19 protein-coding genes are annotated in these 25,769 nt (G+C 49.4%); 5 read left to right on the top strand and 14 right to left on the bottom strand.

The genetic code is table 11. From position 1 onward, the window contains the following. Positions 1 to 77: 77 nt before the first annotated feature. The 12 genes from OGH69_RS11825 to OGH69_RS11770 form a co-directional block, all read right to left on the bottom strand. The gene (locus tag OGH69_RS11825; RefSeq protein WP_265174685.1) at positions 78 to 1,478 is read right to left on the bottom strand and encodes an efflux transporter outer membrane subunit; all 1,401 of its coding nucleotides are present in this window, start codon (positions 1,476 to 1,478) and stop codon (positions 78 to 80) included. A gap of 4 nt (positions 1,479 to 1,482) precedes the next feature. After that, on the bottom strand, positions 1,483 to 4,668 hold the full coding sequence (locus OGH69_RS11820; RefSeq protein ID WP_265174684.1) for an efflux RND transporter permease subunit: 3,186 nt from the start codon (positions 4,666 to 4,668) through the stop codon (positions 1,483 to 1,485). Between the two features lie 31 nt (positions 4,669 to 4,699). Further along, a complete protein-coding gene (locus OGH69_RS11815; RefSeq protein ID WP_265174683.1) occupies positions 4,700 to 5,839 on the bottom strand; it encodes an efflux RND transporter periplasmic adaptor subunit in 1,140 nt (379 codons plus the stop codon). A 181-nt stretch (positions 5,840 to 6,020) separates the two neighbouring features. Further along, on the bottom strand, positions 6,021 to 6,608 hold the full coding sequence (locus OGH69_RS11810) for a TetR/AcrR family transcriptional regulator (protein ID WP_265174682.1): 588 nt from the start codon (positions 6,606 to 6,608) through the stop codon (positions 6,021 to 6,023). A 435-nt stretch (positions 6,609 to 7,043) separates the two neighbouring features. Next, positions 7,044 to 8,435 (bottom strand): TolC family protein, encoded by a 1,392-nt coding sequence (locus OGH69_RS11805; RefSeq protein ID WP_265174681.1) that lies wholly within the window; start codon positions 8,433 to 8,435, stop codon positions 7,044 to 7,046. After that, entirely contained in the window at positions 8,432 to 9,784 is a 1,353-nt protein-coding gene (locus OGH69_RS11800; protein WP_265174680.1) for an HlyD family secretion protein, read from the bottom strand. Before OGH69_RS11800 ends, OGH69_RS11805 begins: the two co-directional genes overlap by 4 nt. Before the next feature lie 2 nt (positions 9,785 to 9,786). Then, positions 9,787 to 11,448: a peptidase domain-containing ABC transporter gene (locus OGH69_RS11795; protein ID WP_265174679.1), complete on the bottom strand. Its 1,662-nt coding sequence runs from the start codon at positions 11,446 to 11,448 to the stop codon at positions 9,787 to 9,789. Beyond that, positions 11,445 to 12,122, bottom strand: a complete 678-nt coding sequence (locus OGH69_RS11790; RefSeq protein ID WP_265174678.1) for a TetR/AcrR family transcriptional regulator — start codon at positions 12,120 to 12,122, stop codon at positions 11,445 to 11,447. Before OGH69_RS11790 ends, OGH69_RS11795 begins: the two co-directional genes overlap by 4 nt. Positions 12,123 to 12,367: 245 nt before the next feature. Further along, complete coding sequence (locus OGH69_RS11785) at positions 12,368 to 12,655, bottom strand: TIGR03643 family protein (protein ID WP_265174677.1); 288 nt, start codon at positions 12,653 to 12,655, stop codon at positions 12,368 to 12,370. Then, positions 12,652 to 14,067: an SDR family oxidoreductase gene (locus OGH69_RS11780; RefSeq protein WP_265174676.1), complete on the bottom strand. Its 1,416-nt coding sequence runs from the start codon at positions 14,065 to 14,067 to the stop codon at positions 12,652 to 12,654. The genes OGH69_RS11785 and OGH69_RS11780 overlap by 4 nt, the downstream gene beginning before the upstream one ends. A gap of 2 nt (positions 14,068 to 14,069) precedes the next feature. After that, positions 14,070 to 14,702, bottom strand: a complete 633-nt coding sequence (locus OGH69_RS11775; RefSeq protein ID WP_265174675.1) for an SDR family NAD(P)-dependent oxidoreductase — start codon at positions 14,700 to 14,702, stop codon at positions 14,070 to 14,072. Between the two features lie 55 nt (positions 14,703 to 14,757). After that, positions 14,758 to 15,846 carry an FAD-binding domain-containing protein gene (locus OGH69_RS11770; RefSeq protein ID WP_265174674.1) on the bottom strand — a complete coding sequence of 363 codons (1,089 nt, stop codon included), beginning with the start codon at positions 15,844 to 15,846 and terminating at the stop codon, positions 14,758 to 14,760. A gap of 159 nt (positions 15,847 to 16,005) precedes the next feature. Between OGH69_RS11770 and OGH69_RS11765 the strand changes: the two genes are divergently transcribed. Both OGH69_RS11765 and OGH69_RS11760 read left to right on the top strand, forming a co-directional pair. Next, a complete protein-coding gene (locus tag OGH69_RS11765; RefSeq protein ID WP_265174673.1) occupies positions 16,006 to 16,902 on the top strand; it encodes a MerR family transcriptional regulator in 897 nt (298 codons plus the stop codon). Positions 16,903 to 17,118: 216 nt separating this feature from the next. Then, positions 17,119 to 18,099 carry a fasciclin domain-containing protein gene (locus OGH69_RS11760; RefSeq protein ID WP_265174672.1) on the top strand — a complete coding sequence of 327 codons (981 nt, stop codon included), beginning with the start codon at positions 17,119 to 17,121 and terminating at the stop codon, positions 18,097 to 18,099. Positions 18,100 to 18,836: 737 nt separating this feature from the next. Here the strand turns inward: OGH69_RS11760 and mnmE are convergent. Next, complete coding sequence (gene mnmE, locus OGH69_RS11755; protein WP_265174671.1) at positions 18,837 to 20,222, bottom strand: tRNA uridine-5-carboxymethylaminomethyl(34) synthesis GTPase MnmE; 1,386 nt, start codon at positions 20,220 to 20,222, stop codon at positions 18,837 to 18,839. 180 nt (positions 20,223 to 20,402) lie between these two features. Here mnmE and OGH69_RS11750 point away from each other — a divergent pair, with 180 nt between their 5' ends. From OGH69_RS11750 to OGH69_RS11740, 3 genes are all read left to right on the top strand, one after another. Continuing rightward, the gene (locus OGH69_RS11750) at positions 20,403 to 21,239 is read left to right on the top strand and encodes a universal stress protein (protein WP_265174670.1); all 837 of its coding nucleotides are present in this window, start codon (positions 20,403 to 20,405) and stop codon (positions 21,237 to 21,239) included. A gap of 48 nt (positions 21,240 to 21,287) precedes the next feature. Beyond that, positions 21,288 to 23,075, top strand: a complete 1,788-nt coding sequence (locus OGH69_RS11745; protein ID WP_265174669.1) for a MutS-related protein — start codon at positions 21,288 to 21,290, stop codon at positions 23,073 to 23,075. Positions 23,076 to 23,198: 123 nt separating this feature from the next. Further along, positions 23,199 to 24,047 (top strand): alpha/beta fold hydrolase, encoded by an 849-nt coding sequence (locus OGH69_RS11740; RefSeq protein ID WP_265174668.1) that lies wholly within the window; start codon positions 23,199 to 23,201, stop codon positions 24,045 to 24,047. A gap of 540 nt (positions 24,048 to 24,587) precedes the next feature. Here the strand turns inward: OGH69_RS11740 and dnaN are convergent. Then, positions 24,588 to 25,706, bottom strand: a complete 1,119-nt coding sequence (gene dnaN, locus OGH69_RS11735) for a DNA polymerase III subunit beta (protein WP_265174667.1) — start codon at positions 25,704 to 25,706, stop codon at positions 24,588 to 24,590. Positions 25,707 to 25,769: the final 63 nt, after the last annotated feature.

The raw sequence follows: 25,769 nt of genomic DNA, 5'->3' as shown, positions 1-25,769 counted from the left end.
TTACTCAATAAAAAGAAAAGCTGCCACAGATTTCTCCGTGACAGCCTCCCAGTTAACAGAAAACAAATAATCAATCTTTATTTCCAGCCGCCGCCCAGTGCCCTGTAGAGTTTTACTTCGGCGGCCAGTTGGTTTCGTTTTACAGTGGCAAGGTCGAGCTCGCTCTGCAATACGTTGCTTTGTGCGGTTATTACTTCTAAGTAGCTGGCCAGCCCGCTTCCAAACAGCTTGTCGGCATTGCCCACGGCTTTTTGCAGGTTGGCCACCCTTTCATTGGCGAATGCCACCTCTTCTTTAAGTTTTTCTATTTCAGCCAATGCGTCCGATACTTCACCCACAGCTACCAGCACCTGCTGGCGGAAGCCTATAACAGCTTTTTCGCGTTCGGTTTTGGCCACTTCATATTGGGTTTTCAGCCTGCGCCCCTGCAATAGCGGCTGCGCGAGGCTTCCTGTTACCAGCCCGAACAGCGACGACGGCATGTTGAACCAGTTATCCGACTTAAAGGAGTTCAGGCCACCATTGGCAGTGATATTCAGTGCGGGATACATGAAGGCTTTGGCGATACCCACACGGGCATTGGCGGCGGCCAGCTCATGCTCCTGTGCCTTTACATCGGGCCTGCGGCTCAGTATCGATGCAGGGATACCTGTTGGCAGCTCGCTGTGCAGCGCTGTATTAGCAATCGTCCCCGATCTTCCTATGGCTCCTGGTACTGTACCAGTAAGCAGGCTAAGCGCATTTTCCTGTAGCAGTATTTCCTTTTCGAGCTGCGGAACTATTTGTGCGGCACGCAGCCTTTGGGCTTCGGCCTGCTCTACCGCCAGGTGGGTTACCTGCCCGGCATCGAACTGGCGCGTTACCATATTCACGGTATTTTCGCTGAGGGTACGATTCTTCAGGGCCACTTCCAGTTGGGCATCCAGCATGAGGAGGTTATAATAGCCTTGAGCCGCACTGGCTACAAGATTGGCCTGTACCAGCTTTTTGGCTTCTTCAGTTTTAAGGTAGTTTGCCAGCGCCTCTTTTTTACGGCTGCTGATCTTCCCCCAAATATCAGCTTCCCATGAAAGTGATAGCCCGGCATTATAATCCTCAATATGGCTGGTGCCAAGAAAGTTATTCAGGCTCAGCCCGTTCAGGCTGTTCTCACTCGGTATGTTGCTGCTTGCCGAGACATAAGCGTTAAGCTGCGGCACCTGTCCCCATTTGCTCTGGCGGAGCATCTGCCTTGATGCCTCGATGTTCTTCACGGCAATTTGCAGGTCAAGGTTGCCTTTTATAGTGTTGCCTATGAGTTCCTGTAATTGAGGGTCGGTAAAAAATGCATCCCATTTCAGGTCGGCAATGGTTGTGGTGTCGGTTGCAAAGGCATTGCGGTAAGCTTCCGGCAGATCCTGTTGCGGCAATGGCGTGTCTTTCGAAACTTTGCATCCTATCAGCGTGAGCAGTAGGAGTATATAACTAAATGTTCTCATTGTTTTATTTTATAAGTTCAGTTTCAAGGGCAGGCTGTGGTTCTTCTACTTTACGTGAAACCTTCTCCTGCAGGTATTGGAAAACGATGAATAATACCGGTATGACAAACAGGCCAAGGATTACGCCCGAAAGCATACCGCCTGCAGCGCCAATACTGATGGAGTGGTTACCCTGCGCCGACGGCCCTGTGGCACCCATCATAGGGATTAGCCCTACGATAAAGGCAAGCGATGTCATAATAATCGGCCTTAGCCTTAGCTTGGCAGCCTCAAGGGCAGAAGACAGCAAAGACTTGCCCGCCCGCCTTCGCTGTACGGCAAATTCCACGATCAGGATGGCATTTTTAGCCAAAAGGCCAATAAGCATCACCAGCGCTACCTGCACGTAAATGTTGTTGGAAATTCCGGTCATGCCTATGGCGGCAAACACCCCAAAGATGCCCGTAGGTATTGAGAGGATTACAGCCATTGGCAGTATGTAGCTCTCATATTGTGCTGCCAACAGGAAGTACACAAAGATGAGGCTGAGCCCAAAAATGATGGCCGACTGCCCGCCCGATGATATTTCTTCCCTCGTCATACCCGAGAACTCATAGGAGTAGCCTTCCGGTAACGACTGTGCGGCAACTTCCTCTACGGCACGTATAGCATCACCAGAGCTGTAGCCCGGCTTTTGTATGGCGTTTATTCCCATCGAGTTGAACAGGTTATAGCGCGAGGCATTTTCCGGACCATATACCCTGGCCAGTTTTACCAGCGTGTTTACCGGTACCATCTCGCCATTTTTGTTTTTCACAAATACGGCATCCAGCGATTCCGGTGTGGCGCGCGTACCTTTATCTGCCTGCACCATCACGCGGTAGTATTTGCCAAAGCGGTTAAAATCGCTCACCTGTGCGCTTCCGTAATAGGCCTGCACCGTCTGCATCAGGTCTTTCACGCTTACGCCAAGCTGCTCGGCCTTCACGTCGTCCACTTCCATCTCAAATTGTGGGTAGTCGGCACGGAAGGAGGTAAAGGCGACGGCGATTTCAGGACGCTTCATCAGTTCACCTATGAACTTGTTGCCCGTCTCGCTGAACTTACCCAGTGATCCTCCTGTGCGGTCCTGCAATACAAAGTCAAGCCCGTCCACATTACTGAATCCCGGCACGGTAGGGAAGGTGAACACAAAGAAGTTGGCTCCCTTTACTGCCGAAAGCCGCTGCCTCGCATCGTCCATTATGGCGTTAATGTCTTTGATGCTGCCACGTTCTTTCGATTCTTTCAGTAGGATGAACGCCACCCCGAACGACGGGCTGGATGATTGCGTGAGAATGTTGAAGCCCGACAGCCCCATTAGCGTACGCTTGGCTTCCATCGGTTCTAGTGCTTTCTCTGCTTCCTGCATGGCGGCAGTAGTACGGTCGAGCGAGCTTCCCGCAGGCATTGACAGTGATATGGCTATGAAGCCCTGGTCTTCACTCGGTATGAAACCTGATGGTGTGCGGCGTACCATCCATACGGTAAGTACTATAAGTCCTGCAAGGCTTGCCAACGTTGCCCAGCGGTAGCGTACCAAAAAGCGCAGGCTTCCTACATAACGGTTGGTAAGCTTGTCGAAATTAGCATTGAAGCCCGCAAAGAAACGCTGCTTGAATGTTGGTGCTTTGTACGGCTCGCCAACACCCTTATTTACAGGGTGGGGGGTGTGCTGTTTCAGGAACAGGGCTGCGAGAGCAGGGCTGAGTGTAAGCGCATTAATGGCCGATATGATGATGGCAATGGCGAGTGTAAAGGCAAACTGCCTGTAGAATACCCCGGTTGACCCCTGCATGAAACCCACCGGAAGGAACACTGCCGACATTACCAATGTAATCGAGATGATAGCACCTGTAATTTCGCTCATGGCCGATGTGGTTGCAGCTTTAGGAGGGAGGTGCTTATGCTCCATCTTGGCATGCACGGCCTCGACGACGACGATGGCATCATCCACTACGATACCTATGGCGAGCACCAGAGCAAACAATGTAAGCAGGTTGATGGAGAACCCGAATATCGACATGAAGAAGAATGTACCAAGCAAGGCAACAGGAACCGCAATGGCCGGGATGAGCGTGGAACGGAAATCCTGAAGGAACAGGTACACGACGATGAATACCAGTATGAATGCTTCAATCAATGTTGAACGAACCTGTGCTATTGACGCATCGAGCATGGTTTTAGTATTGTACAGCACAAGATGCTTTACATCTTTAGGGAATTTCTTTGAAGCCTTTTCCATAAGCTCGTCAATGGCAATCTGGATCTCGTTGGCGTTCGATCCCGGCAGCTGCATCACGGCAATGTTGATGCCCGGCTTGCCGTTCACACGGGTAAAGTTACCGTAGGTATAGGCACCGAATTCAATCTTTGCCACATCTTTAAGGCGCAGCATGGTACCGTCGGGATTGGTGCGGACGATGATGTTCTCATAATCGCCCGGTTTGTTGAGCTTGCCTTTGTATTTGATAACATACTCGAACGACTGTGTGCTGTTTTCGCCAAACTTGCCCGGAGCAGCCTCAAGGTTCTTGTCCTGTATGGCGGCCATTACCTCACGCGGCGTAATGTTGTACGATGCCATTTGTGATGGGTTGAGCCATACACGCATTGAATAGTCTTTGTTACCACCGAAGATGATCGACTGGCCCACACCGGGTATACGTTTGATTTCAGGGATGATGTTGATCTGTGCATAATTGGCGAGGAAGGTCTGGTCATATTTCGATTCGTCCTCACTGAACATATCCACCACCATGATAAGGCTGTTCTGTTGTTTGGCTGTAGTGATGCCCGCCTGTATCACTTCGGAAGGAAGCTGGCTGGTGGCCTGTGCCACACGGTTTTGCACGTTTACGGCAGCCTGGTCGGGGTCGGTGCCCAGTTTAAAGAATACCGAAATCACAAGCGATCCGTCGTTACTGGCGGTAGAGGTCATGTAGCTCATGTTCTCCACCCCATTGATTGCTTCTTCCAGCGATGGCGCTACCGAGCGGAGCACAGTTTCGGCATTGGCGCCGGGGTATAGGGCCGTTACCTGAACCGCGGGAGGAGCGATGTCAGGGAACTGCCTGAGGGGCAGCGAGGCGAGGCCTATGGTCCCTAAAATAGCCAAAATAAGGGATATGACCGTGGCCAGAACCGGCCGGTCTATAAATTTTTTAAGCATTTCTGTTAAGTGTTAAGTCTTTGTACTGTAATTATTTAGATGCAATTTCGGCTTTTATCTTCTCAGGGGCTATGGTCACGCCATCCTGCAAGCCTTCGAAGCCTTTGTACACAATGCGGTCGCCTGCCTTTACCCCCTCTTTAATGATATAGTCGTTGCCTGATTTGCCTACTACAACTATAGGGGTTTTAGTTACTTTGTTAGAAGCATCCACGGTATATACATACACTTTATCCTGTAGTTCTACTGTGGCTGCCTGCGGTACTAAAACAGCATTGGCGTGCGGCAGGCCAAGCCTTACCTTACCGGTGTTTCCGGCACGGAGCAGCCCCTGCGCGTTGGGGAAGCTTGCCCTCAGGGTAATTGCCCCGGTAGTCTTGTTGAACTGCCCGTCTACCATATCGATCTTCCCTTTTTGCGCATACTCGGTATTGTCAGGAAGCACTAACGACAGGGCAGGAAGGTGGGCCAGCTTATCTTTCAGCGTAGCGCCCTCGTTTTTGTCGCGGAAGGCAATGAAATCAGCTTCGCTAACCGAGAAATAGGCGTGCATTTCGGCATTGTCAGAAAGAGTGGTAAGAGGCAGCGGGTCGGCTGCCGATACAAGGCTTCCCTGTTTTTTCGGCAGGCGGGTAATGTAGCCGCTTACCGGCGCCTTAACTGTAGTAAACTCAAGGTTGATGCGTGCCGAAGCCACCACTGCTTCAGCCTGCTTTTTATTACCTTCTGCAATCTTCAGGGCTGCCTTGGCCGATTTAAGCTGGTATTCCGAAATTACCTTTCCGTCTACCAAGGGGGTAAGCTTTTCAACTTCAAGTTTAGCGTTGATGAGCGCGGCCTCGGCGGCGTTCAGGCTTCCTGAGGCATTGTTGAGTGCCTCGCGGTAGCGGTGGTCCTGTATCTTAAAAATGGGCTGCCCTGCTTTTACGTAGGCGCCTTCGTCTACCAATACGCTTTGGAGGTAGCCGTCTACCTGCGGCCTTATTTCCACATCGGTGCGGCCTTCCAGCATTACCGGGTATTCCTGCCAGGTAAAGGCATCGTGCTGTGTTACATTATAAACGGGAACAGGTACGGCCTGTGCGGTTGGTGCCGGTTGGTCCTGCTTGCCGGAACATGCATACAGCAAGGCAATTACTGCAAGCGATAAAATTTGATTAACTGGCTTCATAATGATCTTAAATTATTTAATGGTGTTAAGTAAAGGTTCAAAAATTTTTAAATTAAACGAAATAAAAGTATTTAACGGTGTTAAGTAAAAGGTTTAAAAAATATGCCCGGTATGGCATTATAGAATGGATTTAAATGGATTTAAATGGTTTAACAGTGTTAAGTAAAAGGTTAAAAAAAAGCTACGGGTGCAGGGTTCGGGTAATCCCGGTTATAGCATCCTTCAATATTTGTTTATTCATATCGTCGCCCAGTCCCTGGCTCAGCATATTAATGGAGATAAGCCCATGTATAACAGAGAAAAAGGTAAAGTACTTTTGCATAACTACGTCTTCATCATCGCTCTTCATTATCTCTCCGATAACTTCTGTGATGAGGTCATACGGGTGATCGCTTTCGGGTGTCGATTGCGAGCAGCACGTCATCTGAACGCCATACATCAACTGGTACATTTCCTTGTTATTGTGGGCAAAATCCCAGTAGGCCATCCACATGCATTCCAGTTGCTCTACAGGATCGTCATATTTTTTCTTCGCCTCGTCAAGGTCTTTGGACAGCAATTGGAACCCTTTACAGGTAAGCTCCTGCAGTATGGCTTCCTTGCTGGAAAAGTATTCGTAAATAATTGGGGCGGTATATTCTATCTTATCGGCAATCTTACGCATGCTGAGTCCTTGCCATCCTTCCTGTTTTACGATTTGCCTCGCAGCTTTCAGGATATTGGCACGGGTCTGTTCTTTTTGCCTTAAAATACGCTCTTTACTTCCCATGATTTGTAAGTGTTTAAATCACTTAACACCGTTAGGCAAATTTACGGCAATTAAATTTTACTGTGCAAGTTTTTTTGTGATTTTTATTTGCCGATGCAGAAAGTAATTATACGATCGTTTGTTGTTTTTGCTACAAGGGGCGGATGAGGGACGTGATTAATCCAAGGAAATACACTTCGCTTTCAGTGAGACATTATAGTAGAACGACGGGCATTATCCTGCCCATATCTTCCAAATTCAGTTTAGGATAATCATGCCAAAGCGCTCATTGCTTTTCAGGAAACTGCAATGCCAGCGTGCTGCCTTGCTGCTCACTACATTCGATTACAGATAAATGTCCTGTACGGCCTCAAGCGCTGATTCGCAGTCATAAGCATTATTATCAATAATAATTTTTTTTCAAGTTCCTGCGGCCAATAACTAGTTAAATACTTTTCAATCAGGGTTGCTCACCGACCTGAACAGCTCTGCATTAGATTGGAGCAGCCTGTTCTCTATACCAATTTGCGAGAGTTTTGCACTAACTACTGAATTTTCCCTGGAATTGATAAGGAACATCGAGCTTTCGCCAAAAGAGAACAGCCGCTCTTCCGATTGCAACATAACACTGTAGTCCTGCACCAGGCCGTCGATGATTCTTTTTTGCTCACTGATGGAGGCAATTTCAGCCTGGCGGGCCGCAATCTTATTCTTTATGGCGACCCTTTCGAGGTCGAGATCCAGCTGTCCATCCTGTATCTTCAGCTTGGCCAGACGCAATCCCCCGCGTTCCTTGCGCAGGAAAATAGGGAAAGAGAAATTAAGTCCGACCTTATAGTCTTCGAATCGGTAATTGCTGAAATAGGAAGGTTCGGAAAGATAATTGTAACTTATATCCACTTTCGGCAACAGGAGGTTCGCTTTGTAGCGCCGCTCTACCTCCATGATGTCTAACTTATTGCGCAACGCCACGATTTTTGGGTGGTTTTCGACATCGGGCGCTGCCGTGGCAAAATCATTGAGGTTAAGCTCTTCGGTAATGGAAGCGGCCACATCATTTTCGGGTACGATATTTTCATCAAGCTCAACAGGGACATTATCAATCCAGATGAAGTTTGACATCTCCAGCCGCGCTTTGGTCAGCTTTAGCGATGCTTCAGCCAGCGATAATTTTCTTGACTTCACCAGTATCCCCGCTTCGATGCTGTCGATTCCCGGCTTATCTCCGGCTTCAATGAGTTTGGTGATCCCGAGATACCTCGTTTCCGCAAATTCCAGGTACGTCCGGTAGAGGCGCACCTCATCGAATGCCTTTTTCCAGTCGAAGTAGGCTATCGCGGCAAGGTAAATTGCATCGGTAGCCTGCAGTTTCCGCTCTGCCTCACTGAGGCGAAGCTGGATTTTAGACGACCTCAAATCCGCCATCCTCCTGTTGATGAGAAGCCCCTGAGCCAAAGGGACGCTGACGCCGAGTGATGTCAGGCCACTGTTCGGGGTGGTGTTTTGCGGGTTCACATACATGCCCTCGCTGTTGTCGAACGCGGCCTTGACTTCAATACCATACCATGTTGGAATTTTGAAGCTTGAGTTGAGTAGCGAATAGTATTCCGTGCCTTTAAATTCCTTTTCAGCGAAATCGACCTCAATTTTGGGGTCAAAAGCGCCGCGTGCCGACATGAGTTCCGCCTGCGCGCTGCTGATGGTAAGGTTGGCCTGGCGGACCATGGGATGGTACTTCTTTACGTAGCCCAGATATTCGCTGAAACTTAACTCCCCGGGCTGGAGGCCCTGCCCGAAGGCACCATGCACCGTCAGGCCGAGCAACAGTGTGTACGCTAATCTGATCATTTGTCTTTCTCTTTAGTATTGCCCTCGGATTTTTGATAGTAATTTGGTGGGAAGCCGTTCAGGGTGCGCCATATTTCAAACCAGACAGGTACGGTGTCAAGAAGGGCTATCGTCTGTGCCCCTGCACCGATGCTGAGCTGCTTCGGCCATGGCGCTTCCGCTTTATCCGGTGCTATCAGGACCCTGTATTTGCCGTTAGGGCTGATGAAGTTTTCTATGGCAACCACCCTGCCGCCAAAAGTACCGTAGGACATATCAGGCCAGCCTGAAAAAACTATGGTGGGCCAGCCGTCAAACCATACGCGTATCTCGTCGCCCTTCTTCAGTAGGGGCAGGTCGATGGGCCTGACATAAGTCTCGACGGCGATGTCATATTGCGCCGGCATGATGCTGACGATTGGCGTGCCTTCCTTGATGGTCTCTCCCACGCCGGACTGCAGCGCCCGGTTCACGTAACCGTCCTGTGGGGCCTTTATATAGTACATGCCATTACGTATACTGTAATTCACGAATTGGTTTTCAAGCTTATTCACCTGCGCCTCGGTGTCGAACTGGCTGCTAAGGGCAGTGAATTTGTCACTGTTTGACTTTGATATCTTTTCCGAGTATTCCGCAGTGATGCGGTTGATTTCCACCTGCGCGTTGATAAGCTCATTCTTAGCTGTAAGGAGCTTGTTCTCCTGCGTTATGATCTTCGCTTGTGCATCCTGGAGCTTGAGCCTTTTCTCCTCAACATCGGTAAGCGGCTTTAAGCCTTCCTTATTTAGCTGGACAGACCGGTCATACTGTGTTGTTGCTATACGCAATTGTGTTTTTACCGCCTCTAGGTCGATACTGTCACTTTTCACCTTCAGCAGGGATTGCCGTATCTTATTGCGTGCCTGCTGGATTTTGAGTCCCTTCTCATTGGCAAGCGCTGCCATCTGCGATTCCAGTGCATCCACCTTGCCATCATACGAACTGAGCGCATTTTTCTTGGCATCCACCTGCTGTTTGGTATTCTCTACGAGATTGGGGTCAAAATAATCCTCCTTGATCTCGGATATGAAGAGTATCGTGTCACCTTTTTCCACAAAGTCCCCTTCATTGACATACCACCGTTCTATTCGTCCGGGGATCGCTGTATGTATGGTTTGTGGCCGCTGGTCTGGCTTTAAGGTTGTTACTGCCCCGGTACCCGATATGTTTTGTGTCCATGGGAGAAAAAGAAATAACACGGCCAGCAGGCTCAGGCCGGCTATGATCCGGTTCAGCACCTTGTAGTGTGGCCGTTGGGCCAACTGCCGTATCGTGCTGTAATGGGCAACGGCTTCCAGCCGCGCTTTCTTGTTATTGGAGATGTTCAGCATGGCTATCCTACTTTATCTTCGGTTATTTTTCCATTTTCCATAGTGACTTGTCTTGTCGATCCTGCCTGCCAATGAGGATTGGCCGACGACACGACGGCGGTCCATGGATTTTCTTTCGCAAATATGAAGTCAATCAGCGCAGCAGCGGTTTGCGCGTCCATCCGGTCAGTGGGGTCCTCGTAGAAAAGTATCGAAGGCCTGTGGACAATGCTGCGGGCAAGCAGCACTTTTTGAGCATTAGACGATGAAAGCTGCTTGCCTTCAGGAAATATACGCGTATTGAGCCCCTCCGGCAAGGTCTTTATAAAGTCGGTCAACTGTACCGAGTCCAGCGCCCATCGTATATCCTCCTGGCTTACGGCAGGGTTGTTAAAAGTGATATTCTCCAGGATTGTACCCTCAAATGGCCTTTCGCCCTGGATAATGCTGCCAATTTTAGACCGGTAGCTGGCATTGTCAATTTTGGTGAATGTGTCGTCGTTGATGAAAATGCTTCCTGAGCTGGGCTGCAGCAAACCCGAAAGGAGGCGTATCAGTGTTGTCTTGCCCGAGCCATTCGCCCCCTGCAGCAAAATCTTTTCACCGGGTGCTATCTTCAGGCTGACATTCCGTATAATATCCTTTTGAGCCCCCGGATACCGGAACCTGATATTTTCCACTTCTATCGTTATTGGCTGATCATTAGGCAAGGTTGCCGACGGCGTGCCCTCCTCAATGTCCATATCTGCCACCTGCCCAATTTTCTCGGTAGCGGTCAGTACATCATAAAATGTCTCCAGGCCCAGGACAATCTTCTCGACAGAGTTGATTACTAAAAGTATTATGATCTCCGCAGCTACAAACTGCCCAATGTTCATCTGCTGCCCAAGCACAAGGTAGCCCCCGATGAGCAGCAGGCCAGCAGTAATGATGACCTTAAAGATGATGAGCTGAGTAAACTGGCGCCTGATGATGTTGAAGTGCTTCTCGCGATAGTTGAGATAGCTGCCGACAAGGCTATTATTTTTTTCCAGAGCATAGTCGAAGTTCACACGGGTACGGAATGATGAATTGTTGCGCGCAATTTCCTGCAGCCAGTCGGCTGCCTGGTACTTATACTTCGATTCGCTTAGGCTCGTATCGAGGCCGGCTTTGTAAGAAAACCTGAATATCATGTAGAGCAGCAACACAAGCAGGATGCCGAAGAGGATAAAAAATGGGTGGTACAGCGAGAGCAGGATGATGCCAAAGCCGATCTGCAGTAGTGCTGCAGAGAAATCGATCAGAAGCTTTGACACCCCCTTCTGTATGGTGAGCGTATCAAAGAACCTGTTCGCCAGCTCCGGAGGATACACATTGTTGTACAGCTCGTCAAAGCGGATTTTTGGAAGCCGGTAGGCGAATTCAAAGGAGGAGCGCACAAAAATTTTCTGCTGAAGGTTCTCGGTGATGCGCAGCTGCATTAGCGAAAGCAAGCCGACAAGGGCCACACCCGCCACGACTACCACAATGAGCACTATCCATGAGACGCTCACCCTGCCGCTTTGGATAAAATTGATGATGGCCTGTATTCCCAAAGGAAGCGAAAGGCTTATTAGCCCTGCAAAGAGCGCATAGAAGAATATCTGATAGACATCTTTCCTGTCAAGCTTTAGAAGGCTGAAGAATCGTTTTGCCGGTGTCATGGTTGTTTGGTTATAAATGTTGCGAGATGGAGGTAGAAATCTGTAGGACTGACATCATCATTGCAGTCGGTGATCGTCTTGAAATGGTCCTTGATGAAATGCTGGTGCAGGGAACCCTCAACGATACCCGAGGCAAAGCTTTTCGGGAAAGGGAAATCAGGGCTTATTTCGGTAATTATGTCTACGATACGGTTGACAACACGCTTGTAGATCAGGAAAAAACCTTCCTTATTCTCCAAATCGACCTCTTTTGTAAGGAAAGTCTTTGTGAATTCAGCTATTATTATCCTGTTCAGCACCGATTCGTCGATATAGTCGGTAGTGGCATCGTCTTCAATCTTTTCGGTAACGAGTGTAATCGCCTTACGGAGTTTCTCCGACGGGTCGGCAATGTTGGCAGTAGCGAAAACGATCCGGTATTCCATCCAGCTCCAGTACCAGGAGGAAAGGTAAACCAACAGCTTGTGCTTGTTTTCAAAATACCGGTAGACGGAACTCTCGTTGGAACCAATGCGGTCGCCAAGCTTCTTAAATGTAAAGCTGTCAAACCCAATTTCATCAATGAGAATTATACTCTCCTGGATGATCTTGCGTCCTAAAACAGAGGTTTCAGGGTCCTTGATGTAGATTTTCGGGTTGACCTGCACTTTTATATTTGAAAGCAATGTTCTCATTAAAACAATATTTGTCGCAAATATAATAGTAATACTATTAATTCAGCGATTTTACCATTTATTTAACGCTATTAACGTGTCAGTCCCTGAAATATATCCTGAAATATTTTATTGGTAGCCAAATAGTCCCGTCTTGTGAAGGCAGTATATTTTTTTCAAGTCTTCCTCCAATTTCTCATGTAAAGTGAAGAGCAGGCCGCAATTTTTGCAGCCTTTTGACGGCAGGTTCGCTTTTTTGAACCCTTTCATCGCTTCGATATCTTATTTCCGGTGATGGCACGCTGCCTGCTGCTGCGAAACCTGCTGATCGCTTCGTCGCGCCGGTGCAGGTGCTTGGTACGGCAGCGTTCCACACGCGTGCGCCAGTTCCTGTAACTGGCCGGACTGAGCTCTTTGCGCATCAGCCCGCGTACGCCCCCTTCACTGAGCCCGAACTGCGCCCGTATCGCTTCAAAGGGGGTACGGTCTTCCCAAGCCATCTCGATAATCCTGTCGAGCTCCTCCATGCTGAATTGCTGTACTTTTCTCTTCATTGCGCTATCTTTTTGATCATCCCGTTGAATATAAAATAATGGAACGGCAGCACAAGATACCAGTACAGCCTGCCGGCAAGGCCAAGCGGGCGGAAGGTGGCGGTCTGCGTGATCAGGCCGTCGGCGATGGTGAATTCCAGCCATGCCTCGCCCGGAAGCCGCATCTCGGCATACAGGAGCAGCCGCTTTTCGCCGCGGTCAGCGTAGATCACGCGCCAGAAATCAAGCGACTCGCCTGCCGAAAGCGCCTTGGCGTCCCTGCGTCCGCGTGTCAGGCCCACACCGCCGAAGAGTTTGTCAAGGAATCCCCTGAAGCCCCAAAGCCAGTCCGCGTAGTACCACCCGGCAGTACCGCCGATGGCGAAGATGCGGTCCGCTGAGGTTTCGGGATCTTTTGCCCGCAGGGTCTTCACATCGGTAAAGACGCCATACTCGGGGACCTGCACCTGGAGGGAGAGATGCCCTGCCCGTCGCGGGCCCATAGCATCTTTCCAGGTAGAGATAACCATATTCTGCTCGATCCTGCCGAAGGCGATCGCAATCGCTTCGCGGTAAGGCATCAGGCGTATCCCAAGGGATTCTGCGAGGCCGTTGGGCTGCGCAACTACATCCACCTTCATGCTCTCGACCAGGTTCCTGGCCAGTGGATAAGATGTCGAGGTGACAAAGTAAAGCCAGTAGGAGGAGAGGCGGGGTGTCATCACCGGAACCGTCAGTATCCTCCTCCTTAGCCCCCTGACCGCTGCAAAATCAAGCAGCATTTCCTTGTAGGAGAGGATGTCCGGGCCATAAATGTCATAATGCCTGCCAAAGGTTTCCGCTCTTAGCAGTACGCCTGAGAGGAATTCGACCACGTTGCGGATGGCAATGGGCTGGCAGCGGGTATGCAGCCATTTGGGTGCCACCATGACCGGGAGCTTTTCGACAAGGTCCCGTATGATTTCAAAGGAAGCGCTGCCCGAGCCGACGATTATCCCCGCCCGGAGTGCCGTCAGGGGCACCTTTGCGGAGGCGAGTATGTCCTCAACGTTCTTCCGCGATGCCAGGTGCTTTGACAGCCTGTCCTCATTCACGATGCCTGTAAGGTAGATGACCTGCCGTGCCTGCGTGCGACCCACCGCTGCCGAGAAATTGCGTGCGGCACGCTCTTCCATGGCACTGAATTCCCCTTGTGCCCCCATGGAATGGACCAGGTAATAGGCCGCATCGATATCGGAGGGCAACCCGGACAGGCTTTCGGGTTCCAGCAGGTCAGCCTCCAGTACCTCGGGGGCATTGTCGGCGCCGAACTTCCGTCTGTCGAACCGACCTGCGTCCCGTACAAGGCATACCACCGTATGGCCCTGCTCTAGCAGCACAGGCAGCAGCCTTTGCGCGATATAGCCTGTTGCGCCTGTAAGGAGTATCTTCATAATTAACGTATTAGTGTTCCGAGTCCGCCATTAATGCCTAATACCTGGCCGGTTAACCATCGGTATTGGGTCATGACATGATAGCCCAACAGCGCTACCTCGCTGGCGGTCCCGATAGCGGCCAGGGGGTGGCGTGCTGCCGCCGACGCAGCCTTTGCATCGGAATTGAGCAGGCCGGCAGCCAGCGGGGTATCGGTCAGCGACGGGGCAATGGCATTGACTCGTATGCCCGGTGCAAGCTCGGCGGCGAGTGCGCGTGTCAGGCCCTCAACCGCACCCTTTGCCATAGCGACACCCGTATGGTAGGGAAGCCCCGATTGTACAGCCACGGTGCTAAACAAGAGCACTGACGCGTCGTTGGCACCCCTGATATTGGTAAGGTACCGCCTGGCAAACCAGAATGCAGATGTCGCATTTAGCGTTATGGCCTCCACGATGTCCTGTCGGGTCAGCCGTTCGAAGGGCTTGAGCACGATGCTTCCCGGGCAATAGGCGATCCCGTTGGCGTTCGAAGGCACTTCGGGCAGCTCCCCATCGCCGAGAAAATCGTGCGGCAGGTGCGTATAGTTCGGCTTCCCGTCAAGCGGGCCGGGGGTCCTGCTGATGCCATACACGGTACTGCCCTCGCGCAGCATCAGGCGTGCGAGTTCCAGCCCGATCCCGCTGCTGGCACCGGCGACGATATAAGTTTTAAGCGAATTCTCCATGATATTTCTGTAATACGGTTGCATAATATTTTGTAAAGGAAGGATAGCTGCCGTCGACTGCCTCGGCAAGCCACTCCCGGGGTTCGATTCTGGCGCCCGGGTAGTCGAACAGCGGGTGCTCCTTCGCAATGAACGCCCTCGAGGGATGATCCCGTTTCAGCTGCGCATAGCTGCCCGTATAGATCCGGATCCCGCTTATATTCCTGGCAGCTCCCAGTAGGAACGCCATAACCTTTTCGCTGACCGGGTGCTCCCGGAAGTGGAGTGGGTCGAGCAGCAATACGCGCTCGGCGTCGAGCCCGGCATTCCACACCGGATCCAGATTATAACTATTATAGATAAGGATAGGCCGGTTACCTGCGGGTATCTCCTGCGTCGGCGGAAGGATGGTGGCGAAGCCGGATTCCGCCTGCTCGCTCAGTCCGGGCAGCTCGTGGACGTTTTTTAGTTCCTCATAGCTTCTGTCAAGGAATGTCCCGGGCTGCGAAGTGTTGCAGTACCGGTCGATATTCTGCTGGTTGGCGATATAGCGGATTCCGGTGTGCAGGCCTGCGACCCATTGCCAGGAACAGTAGTTGCTTGCGACATCGCCATCCAGCAGGTGGTAGTACATCCACGGAGCCGGCTGCAGATAGTGATAGCCGGCCATCATGCAGACCGCTGCGGTATACAACCGAGCATGGTTGTGCATGTATCCCGAACTGTAGAGCGTTTCAATCGCGGCATCAATTGCCGTAATGCCGGTGGCTGCCCGCATGATGGCTGCCGGGACGGCCCTGTGGCCGGAACCTTTTCCCAGGCGCGGATTCTTTTCGATGGAGGGATCGTGCTGCTGGAGGCGCTGGAAGTACTCCCGCCACAGCAATTCGCTGAGGAACCTGCTGCACGCAGCAGCGCTGTGGCGCTGCCTCAGGCGTGCATAGACGTAACGTGGGCTGATCATTCCGCGTGACAGGTAGGCCGAAAGTTGTGAGACGGCGCCGGAAAGATAATTCCGTGTCCGGGCGTACGCTTCAGGGTCAATCCGATCAATCCGCTCTTCGATGCTGCTTACCGTTGTAGGGAATTCCATAACGACCGTTATTTTGTTTAGTGTTACAGCAAATATACATAAACAAATTATTGTTTAATATAATATTAGATCAAGTTAAACAAAATTTTATTTACTTTTACCATCGGGATGCCTGCGGACATGCCTCTTTGGCTGTTATGTGCGGCTCCAACCGTGCTTATGAACAATATTAAGACTGAATTTTCAATCGGGGACCTGGAGGATTTGACGGGCGTCAAGGCGCATACAATCCGGATATGGGAAAAGCGCTACGGGTTGCTGTCCCCGCAACGCAGTGGAAATAACCTTCGAAATTACAGCCTTGATGAACTGCGCAAGCTCCTCAATGTAGTACTTTTGACAGGATACGGTCTAAAGATATCGAAGGTTGCCAAAATGGGTACGGCCGAGATAGAGATGATGGTGGGGGAGATCAGGGTCGGCAGGCGGGATATAAGCCACAGTGTACATCTCTTCAAGCTGGCTATGATGACTTTCGACCAGCCCCTGTTCCTTGATGCTACCGACCACCTATTGGCCAAGATGCCGTTCAGTGAGGTCTTTCGTGCGTATTACCTTCCGTTTCTGGAAGAGATCGGGCTCATGTGGCAGGCTGGGAAAATACAGCCGGCGCACGAGCATTTCATCAGTTGCCTTATCCGGATGGTTGTCATGCAGCAGACAGCGCTCTGCAGCAGGAAAGTCAGGAAAGGGACCGTGCCGGGTTATGTACTGTTCCTGCCGTTCGGTGAGATCCACGAACTTGGCCTGATGTACCTGCAGTACCTCATAACGCTACAGGGCAGTGGCTGCGTGTATTTGGGCAGCAATATACCCCTAGACAGCCTCTCGGAGGTCACGCGCCTATTTACCGGGGTGACCTTCATAACCTACCTTACCGTACTGCCCGAGGAGAAACCTTTACAGCAATATATCGAGGCGTTGCTGGAAAAAGTCCGGGGTGCTGACTCCGACCTGTGGGTTGTCGGGCGCCGTGTGGCTGAACTGGGTCCTATGGAGGCTGAAGGCCTTCGCCGGTTTGCCTCGCTCGAAGAGATTGCGGCGCGTTTTACCTGATGTTCAGGATTCCCTTACTGATGCTTTGTTAAGCCCTGGGACTAAATTCCTGCAGCGTCATTTTCCATCACATGCCCGCCACCTGTGGTACAGCGCGTTGCCTGCTAGAGTGGGGCACCTGAACAAAATATAAATTTTTGTTTAATATAATTTAAAAAATACATAAACAAAATCTTTTGGTTTAATTTTGAGGCTCAAACCTAAAAATAAATTAATATGACAAAAGATTTTTTCAAGAAGGGAGCGGCAATCCTTACATTGGCTTTCCTTCCGCTGGTATCATGCAGCGACGACGACACCAATACCATGCCCCAGGGTGACACTATCGCCGAGGTGGCTTCGGCTAATGCGAACCTTTCCATACTAGTTGATGCGCTTGACCGCGCCGGCCTTACTGCTACGCTTGACGGAAGCGGCAGCTATATCGTATTTGCCCCTACCAACCAGGCGTTTACGGCTTTCCTCCAGCAGAACGGTTTTGATTCCCTTGAGGAGGTGCCGGTACCTTTATTGAAAGAAGTGTTGCTCAACCACGTGGTTTCCGGGGCTGCAACCTCGACATCCCTGTCAACAGGTTATGTAAAGACCCTTGCCAAGGGTAGTGCTTCATCCACCAATACCCTCAGCATGTTCATCAACACCGCAAACGGCGTGGTGATCAATGGCGGTGCTGCCAATGGCGGTGCTACCGTAACTACCGCTGACATTATGGCCAGCAACGGTGTAGTGCATGTTGTGGGCAACGTGATCGGCCTTCCTACAATCGTTAACCATGCGATAGCGAATCCGAACTTCTCCATACTAGTGCAGGCCCTTACAAGGGACGACCAGCCTGATTTCGCAGGTATTCTTTCGGGTACCCAAAACGCTCCGTTCACCGTATTTGCACCGACCAACACGGCATTCGGAGAGCTCCTTGCCGAGCTAAACCTTACGGGCCTCGCACAGATCCCGCAGGCAACGCTGGAGAATACCCTGAAGTACCACGTAGTTGCCGGCCAGAATGTGCTTGCCGCATCGCTTACCGACAATATGAGCGTTATCACATTCCAGGGCGGTTCTTTTACTGTCAACCTGGAAGGCGGCGCATCCATCACCGATGCCAATGGCCGCGTATCGACCATAACAGCGACTGACGTGCAGGCATCGAACGGCGTGATCCACGCCATCAACAAAGTATTGCTGCCACAGATGTAAATAAATTGGTTAGGTTGGTTAGTTGTAAGGGTGTTCGGGAAGCCGTACACCCTTATATATTTATAGCTGACAGTTCATTTAACAGGTTGCCTATAAAAAGTACAGCGATTCCACTTTTAATATTAATGATGAAAGGGAGCTTATCCATCAGCGGATAAAATTTGAGTTTGAACAAATTCGTGCGAAAACACGGCAAATCCAGTGGCAGCTTTAAAACTACAAAAACGCAATAAGATTTTTCTGTCGGCAGCTTTGAATATGAAAAATTATAATTGTCAGAGTGAATAACATGGGTTTTATGATAGTCGTAGCTCTTCTCACCATGTACAAAATAATCTAGTCTGTACTTTTCTACAAGTCCAGCTAAACTTTCGACTGTCGTTCATAGTATTTTTAGAATTTTCATCCACCGTCGTGAAGTTAGATATCGAATAACGGTTCGCAATTATCAATGGTAGTCTTTAAACTTTTTCCATTAATATAGAACTTCTCTCTCAATTTAATGAGCAATTTAAAACTGCATTTCTTGCGAAAGACCAAGTAACTCTAATGATATATTCATAAAAGTCCCTTTAGTCCCTTTAGTCCCTTTGAAATTAATGAGGGACGATGCAGGGACAAATCGAATTGAACTCTGTAAATTATTGAATAATTGCGTAATAATAATTTATCGATAAAATACTGTATGTTGTTGATTAAGAGCGTTTATTTGATTTAATTTATTACACTTTGATGCATCACTTCCCAATACAAAAATTAGCAAAAATATTCCCGAGCAGCTCATCGTTGCTTACCTGCCCCGTGATCTCCCCAAAGAAATATAGTGCCTGCCGGATGTCGATGGCCATCAGGTCGGCGGAAAGGCCCGAGCGAAGGCCCCATTGCACTTTCTGGATTTCTTCGAGGGCTTTGATTAGGGAGTCGTAGTGGCGTGTGTTGGTAACTATGGTTTCGTTGTTGCGCAGCGCCCCGGTATTTACAAAGGATAGCAGTTTTTCTTTAAGCTCATCTACACCCTCATTGTTTTTTGCCGAAATGAACATCAGTTCCGGTAGTTCAGCCAGGATGGTATCAATTTGCTCCTCAGTATACAGGTCTTTTTTATTCGCGATAACCAGCAGCGCTTTTTGGGGATATTGGTTTTTTATTTTTTGTATTTCAATTTTCACTTCCTCAATTCCCCCTTTGGGGGTTAGGGGGCTGATGTAAACCACCACCTGCGCCTGTTCCATCTTCTCAAAAGTCTTTTTGATCCCGATGCTCTCCACCACATCCTGTGTATCGCGTATGCCTGCCGTATCGATGAACCTGAAGCCGATGCCATTTATTACCAGCTCGTCCTCAATGGTATCACGGGTGGTGCCTGCAATGGCGCTCACAATGGCGCGTTCCTCATTTAGCAGGGCATTCAGCAGTGTACTTTTGCCTACGTTCGGTTCGCCTACAATGGCAACGGGAATACCATTTTTAATGACATTGCCGACAGCAAAAGAGTCGATAAGCCTTTTGAGTACAAACTCGATGCGGTTCAGCAGTTCGTGAAACTGTGTCCGGTCTGCAAATTCCACATCTTCTTCAGAGAAGTCGAGTTCCAATTCTATCAGCGATGCAAAATTGAGCAGCTCTTCACGCAGCTTGGCTATTTCGTTGCTAAAGCCACCCCGCATCTGCTGCATGGCAATCTGGTGCGACGCTTCATTGTCCGATGCTATCAGGTCCGCCACTGCTTCAGCCTGGCTCAGGTCGAGCTTGCCATTGAGGAAAGCACGCAGGGTAAACTCCCCGGCATTGGCCATGCGGCAGCCTTTACGCAGCAAAAGCTGTATGATTTGCTGCTGTATGTAAACTGATCCGTGGCACGATACCTCCACTGTGTTTTCGCCGGTATAGGAGTTGGTACCTTTAAAAAGGGACAGCAATACCTGGTCGTATATTTTTTCGCCGTCAACAATGTGGCCAAGGTGCAGCGTGTGTGATTTTTGCTTTGTAATGTCCTTGCCCGAAACCGAGGCAAACACTTGCGAAGCTATGGATATGGCATCTTTGCCGGAAATGCGTATTACGGCAATGGCTCCCGCTCCCGAAGGTGTTGCAAGCGCTACGATAGTATCCTGTGATATCATGCTTATTTTTTTGCAAAGATAGCTTTTTTTGAGGGGCTGAGGGACTTAGGTACTGAGTTGCTAGGGACTAAGAACCTAAATCCCTCAGAAGCTTCTTTACCCTTCTGTTAAGACTGGCATAATAAGTAGGAAAACTCCATCCTTTTTCCTATCTTTAGCCTGACCACAAAAAACACAGCCATGAAACAGATCCTTTTTCCAACTGATTTTTCCGAAGCTGCCAACACGGCCTTTATTTATGCTTTGCGGTTTGCCGATTCATTCAATGCGGAGTTGGTTATACTTCACGTTTACGACCTTCCCATCGTAGAAACGACGATGATGCCCGAAACTGCCACGGAGATATTTGACATTGTAGAGATGAACCAGTTTGAAAGCTTCAGGGACGAATTGCCTAAAATGCACAAGCTGGCAGAGACCCGCAAGCTTAGCCATGTACGTATGCGAAATATTTTGCTGTATGGTGATGTGGTGTACAATATCAATAAAGTCTGTAAGGAAGAGAATATTGATATGGTTGTGATGGGCACAAGTGGTGCCAGCGGTTTACGGGAGACATTTATAGGCTCTGTCACAGCATCGGTAATTGCCAATGCCAAAGTACCCGTTTTGGGCATTCCCGTTGAAGCCGATTACCATCCCATAAAAAGCATGGCGTTTACTACCCAGTACAAGGATAAAGACAACGATTCACTGAAAAGGGCCCTTGAAATTGCAGATAAATTCGGCGCCCGTTTGCAGTGCATTTATATTAAAAATCCCGATGACCCGAGCGACCTTGAAGAAAAGATCAACGAATGGAAAGCGTACTACCGTGGGCGTAACATCGACTTTTTCAATATTGCGGGCAATCACATAGAGCAGACACTTCTCGATTTTATAGAGAGCCAAAACATAGGATTGCTCGTAATGCGGGCGCATAAGCGCGGTTTTTTTGAAAGCCTGTTTCACCGCAGCCTGACGAAAAAAATGGCCTATCACACCAGGGTGCCGCTGCTTGTATACCACGAAGATTAATCATAGTCCCGATGCCATCGGGATTTTTTATACGTATATTCGCCACGCATGGAACATCTTTTATTTTACAGGAAGAGGCAGGCGGCTTTTCAGGAAGAGCTCGCTGTACTGACCCGCCGGTACAACGCCATCAGCACCGCACGTTTTGCCGTTGCTCTGGTTTTCATGGCGTTAGGCTACTATTGCTTTCAATCGGCTGAAATAACAAGCCTTGTGTTGGGAATGGCAGCCTGCGCCCTTGTGTTTTTCGTCCTGATGCATTACCACGGCAAAGTGGTACAGGGCAAAAAACGGGCCCGGACCATCCTGGATATAAACCTCGATGAGCTCGCTTTCCTTTCGGGGCGGCAAACCCCTTTTGAGGATGGTGCCGAATTCCGGGATATAACGCACCCTTACTCACACGACCTGGATATCTTCGGCAGCCGCTCGCTATACCATAGCCTCAATCGTACACAGTCATTCAAAGGCAAAGGAAAACTGGCAGAGTATCTTTCCGGAAATGCCTCTCCCGAAGAGGTTATCTTCCGAAGGGAAGCGGTAAAGGAGCTGGCAGCAATGAACGGATTGCGCCAGGAGATCATGGCCATAGGCAAAATGAACAAAGACAGTAAGGCCAACTATGACCGTCTTATTAACTGGTCACGGAGGCAGGAGGTAACATTTAATGCAGCGCAAAGGATCATTGCCATAGCATTGCCGGTATTGCTTTTCCTATTTGTGGCTTTACGCCTTCTTACCGGTAATGGCCTGTATACAAATATCGCCGAATGCATTTTTGGCGCCAACCTTGTTTTCCTGCTGGGCTTTTTAAAGCCTGTTAAAAGGGAAACTGCCGATACTTTCGATATCCATTCCATCATACAGGGCTACGGGCAATCGATAAGGGAGCTGGAAAATACAGAGTTTACGTCGCAAAAGCTGAAAACCCTACAGCGCATATTAGTTGACGGAGACAACAGGGCAAGTAGCGCTTTTTTAAAGCTGTCTGTGCTCTTCGCGAGGCTCGACAGTATTTTCAATGCCTTTGGAGCCATTGTATTCAACGGGTTGTTCCTGTTCCACTTTCATGTGCTGTATGCGCTTTTGGAATGGAAAAAACGCCACGCGCAGGACATTGTGCGCTGGCTCGATGCGATAGCGGAATTTGAAGCCCTGTCCAGCCTGGCAAATTTTTCATACAACAATCCCGGCTATGTTTTTCCCGAGCTTAATGATGAACGCATAATCCGGTTTGACAATTTGGCCCACCCGCTCATGAAAGGGGAGGGGCGGGTTAGCAACAACGTAGCACTGGCGCAAAGCTTCATGATACTTACAGGCTCTAATATGTCGGGCAAAAGCACTTTCCTGCGCAGCCTGGGCATTAACATGGTGTTGGGGGGCGCGGGCGCACCGGTTTGCGCGTCGTCGGCCAACATCCATCCCATGCAGGTGCTGGTGTCCATGCGGCTTTCCGATTCCCTGTCGGATAACGAATCCTATTTTTTTGCCGAAGTCAAGAGGCTCCGGTTCATTATGGAAAGGCTTGCGGATGGTCCGGGTTTTGTCCTGCTTGACGAAATACTGCGCGGCACCAATTCCGAAGACAAGCGCACAGGAAGCATTAAGGTAATAGAGAAAATGGTAGCCCTGAAAGCTGTGGGTGCCATTGCCACGCATGACATTGAAGTCTGCAACATTGCCGGCCAATATCCCGGCAAGCTTTCCAACCATTGTTTTGAATCGCAGATTGCAGACAACGAGCTGTATTTCGATTACCGCCTGCGCGAAGGCATTTGCCGAAATAAAAGCGCAACCTTCCTCATGGAAAAGATGGGAGTAATCAACCGTTGAAAGGCAAAACTTCCAAAACAATTCTAAATTGTATTTTGATTAACAGCCAATGGTTTCTTAATACGGTAGCGGCATTTTTATACACTTAGTAATTTTATGTTATAAATTTAAATGCAATCTGTTATGCCTTTTATTACAACCAATTCTGTCAGCCTTTCGGGAAGATCTGAGGAAGTCAATATCTTTTACCAGGACATAGGCCGCGGCAAGCCGGTGGTGCTCATCCACGGGTGGCCGCTCAATTACCAAATGTGGGAATACCAGCTCAATGAGCTCCCGAAAAACAACATACGCGTCATTGCCTACGACCGCCGTGGCTTTGGCCTGTCATCGCGACCATGGGAGGGCTATGACTACGATACCTTTGCGCAGGACCTCCAAACGCTTTTGCAGGAACTCGACCTGACCGATGTTACACTCGTAGGCTTTTCGATGGGTGGGGGAGAAGTAGCCCGGTACCTTGCCAAATACAACACTGATGGCAGGGTAACTAAAGCCGCGCTCATATCGTCGGTAACACCGTTCCTGCTAAAGACAGAAAATAACCCTAATGGCGTGCCTCAGGAACAATTTGACGGCATGAGGGAACAACTGGAGGACGACAGGCCCAAATTCCTGGCATCGTTCAGCAAGGCATTCTATGGGGTGGGGGTGTTCAGCCAGCCGGTTAGCGATGAGATATTGAAGCATGACATTAACCTCGCCATGCAGGGCTCAGGATATGCAACCATCAAGTCGATGCAGGCATGGTCTGCCACGGATTTCAGGGATGACCTGCGAAACATCCGCATCCCGTTACTGGTGCTGCACGGCAAAGCCGATGAAACAGTGCCGATTGCAGTATCTGCCGAAGAAACCGTGAAAATCGTACCGCACGCACAGTACATCGTTTATGACGACGCGCCACACGGCCTCTATTATACCCACAAAAATAAATTCAACGAGGACATTATCAATTTTGTCAACTCGTAACGGATTTTACATCGGGAGCAAAACCGCAATGTGCATCATGCCATTGCGGTTTTTTTTTTTGACCTGTAAGGTTTCCAAAACACAGGTGTTCGGAAGACGAAAAATGCTACATTACTATAAAAACATATATACAATTTTTACCACAAAGGACACGAAGATTTACACAAGGTGCACAATGAATGCCGCCAAAAGGCGGGATGACACAAAGCTTTGTGTTCTTTCAGCGTAAAGATTTTATCATTTCTGCTTTGTGTTCTTAGTGATAAAACCTTGTGTCCCTTGTGGTAAAATCTTTAAGCTAAGTCTTTCAAACAATTATGTTTCCAAAACCTTGTGGGTCTGAACATGTAATGGAGAAATTAAACCTACAAGGTTTTGGAAACCTTGCAGGATCATAAACTAATATAAAAATCAAAACCCGCAATGCATAACATTACGGGTTTCCTTATGAAGGGTTGATTAAATAGCGATTTTCTGAAATTCCAAATAGCAAATAACAAATTCCAAAGGTTTGGGATTTGGGATTTGGAGCTTGGAATTTTAATTATTCAACATCACCGGCATTACCAGCATGGTCACTGTTTCGCCCTCATCGAGGCCGTCAACAGGGGTAAGGATGCCGGCGCGATTAGGCAGCGACATTTCGAGCATGATCTCGTCGCTTTGCAGGTTGGTCAGCATCTCGGTCAGGAACCTTGAGTTGAAGCCTATCTGCATGTCGTCGCCTTGGTAGTCACACGTCAGGCGTTCCTCGGCTTTGTTCGAATAGTCGATATCCTCGGCAGAGATGTTCAGCTCGGTACCGGCAATCTTCAGGCGTATCTGGTGGGTAGTCTTGTTCGAGAAGATGGCCACACGGCGCACTGAGCTCTGGAACTGCGTCCTGCTGATCAGCAGCTTGTTGGGGTTCTCTTTCGGTATTACAGCCTCATAGTTCGGGTACTTACCGTCGATAAGGCGGCAGGTGAGCACGTAGTTGTCAAAGGAGAAGGTGGCATTCGAATCATTGTATTCGATCTTCACTTCCGCATCCGAAGTGGCTAATATCCCTTTCAGGATGGTAAGCGGTTTTTTAGGCATGATGAAGTCGGCTACCTGCGAGGCGGTCACATCCGTGCGTGCATATTTTACCAGTTTGTGCGCGTCGGTAGCTACAAAGGTAAGCCCCTGCGGTGAAAACTGGAAGAATACACCCGACATTACCGGGCGGAGGTCGTCGTTACCGGCGGCAAAAATGGTCTTGCTCACGGCAGTCGCCAAAACTTCGGCAGGCACAACGGTTACTGAAGGGTCTTCAAGCGTTACCGCCTTTGGGAATTCGTCACCCGATGCGTATGCCAGTGCATATTTACCCGAGTTCGAGCTTATTTCGATAGTATTGTTGTCTTCAACGGTAAAGGTAAGCGGCTGTTCAGGAAACGTTTTAAGGGTTTCCAGCAACAGTTTTGCAGGTACTGCAACACTTCCCTGGCTGTCAGAATCGATCTCCAGCGTGGCCGACATGGTCGTCTCAAGGTCGGATGCCGAAACCTTAAGTTCGGTACCGTTCAGTTCAAACAGGAAGTTATCAAGGATAGGCAGGGTGTTGCTGCTGTTGATAACGCTGCCCAATACCTGGAGCTGCTTCAGCAAATACGAGCTGGATACTATAAATTTCATGTGTTTCGTTTAGTTTTTTTCAAACGCCACCGGGGCATTGGTTGCACAAATATATCGTAATCA

The sequence above is a fragment of the Flavobacterium sp. MFBS3-15 genome (assembly GCF_026107645.2).
Classification (GTDB): domain Bacteria; phylum Bacteroidota; class Bacteroidia; order Flavobacteriales; family Flavobacteriaceae; genus Flavobacterium.
This window is presented reverse-complemented; position numbering and strand designations above follow the sequence as displayed.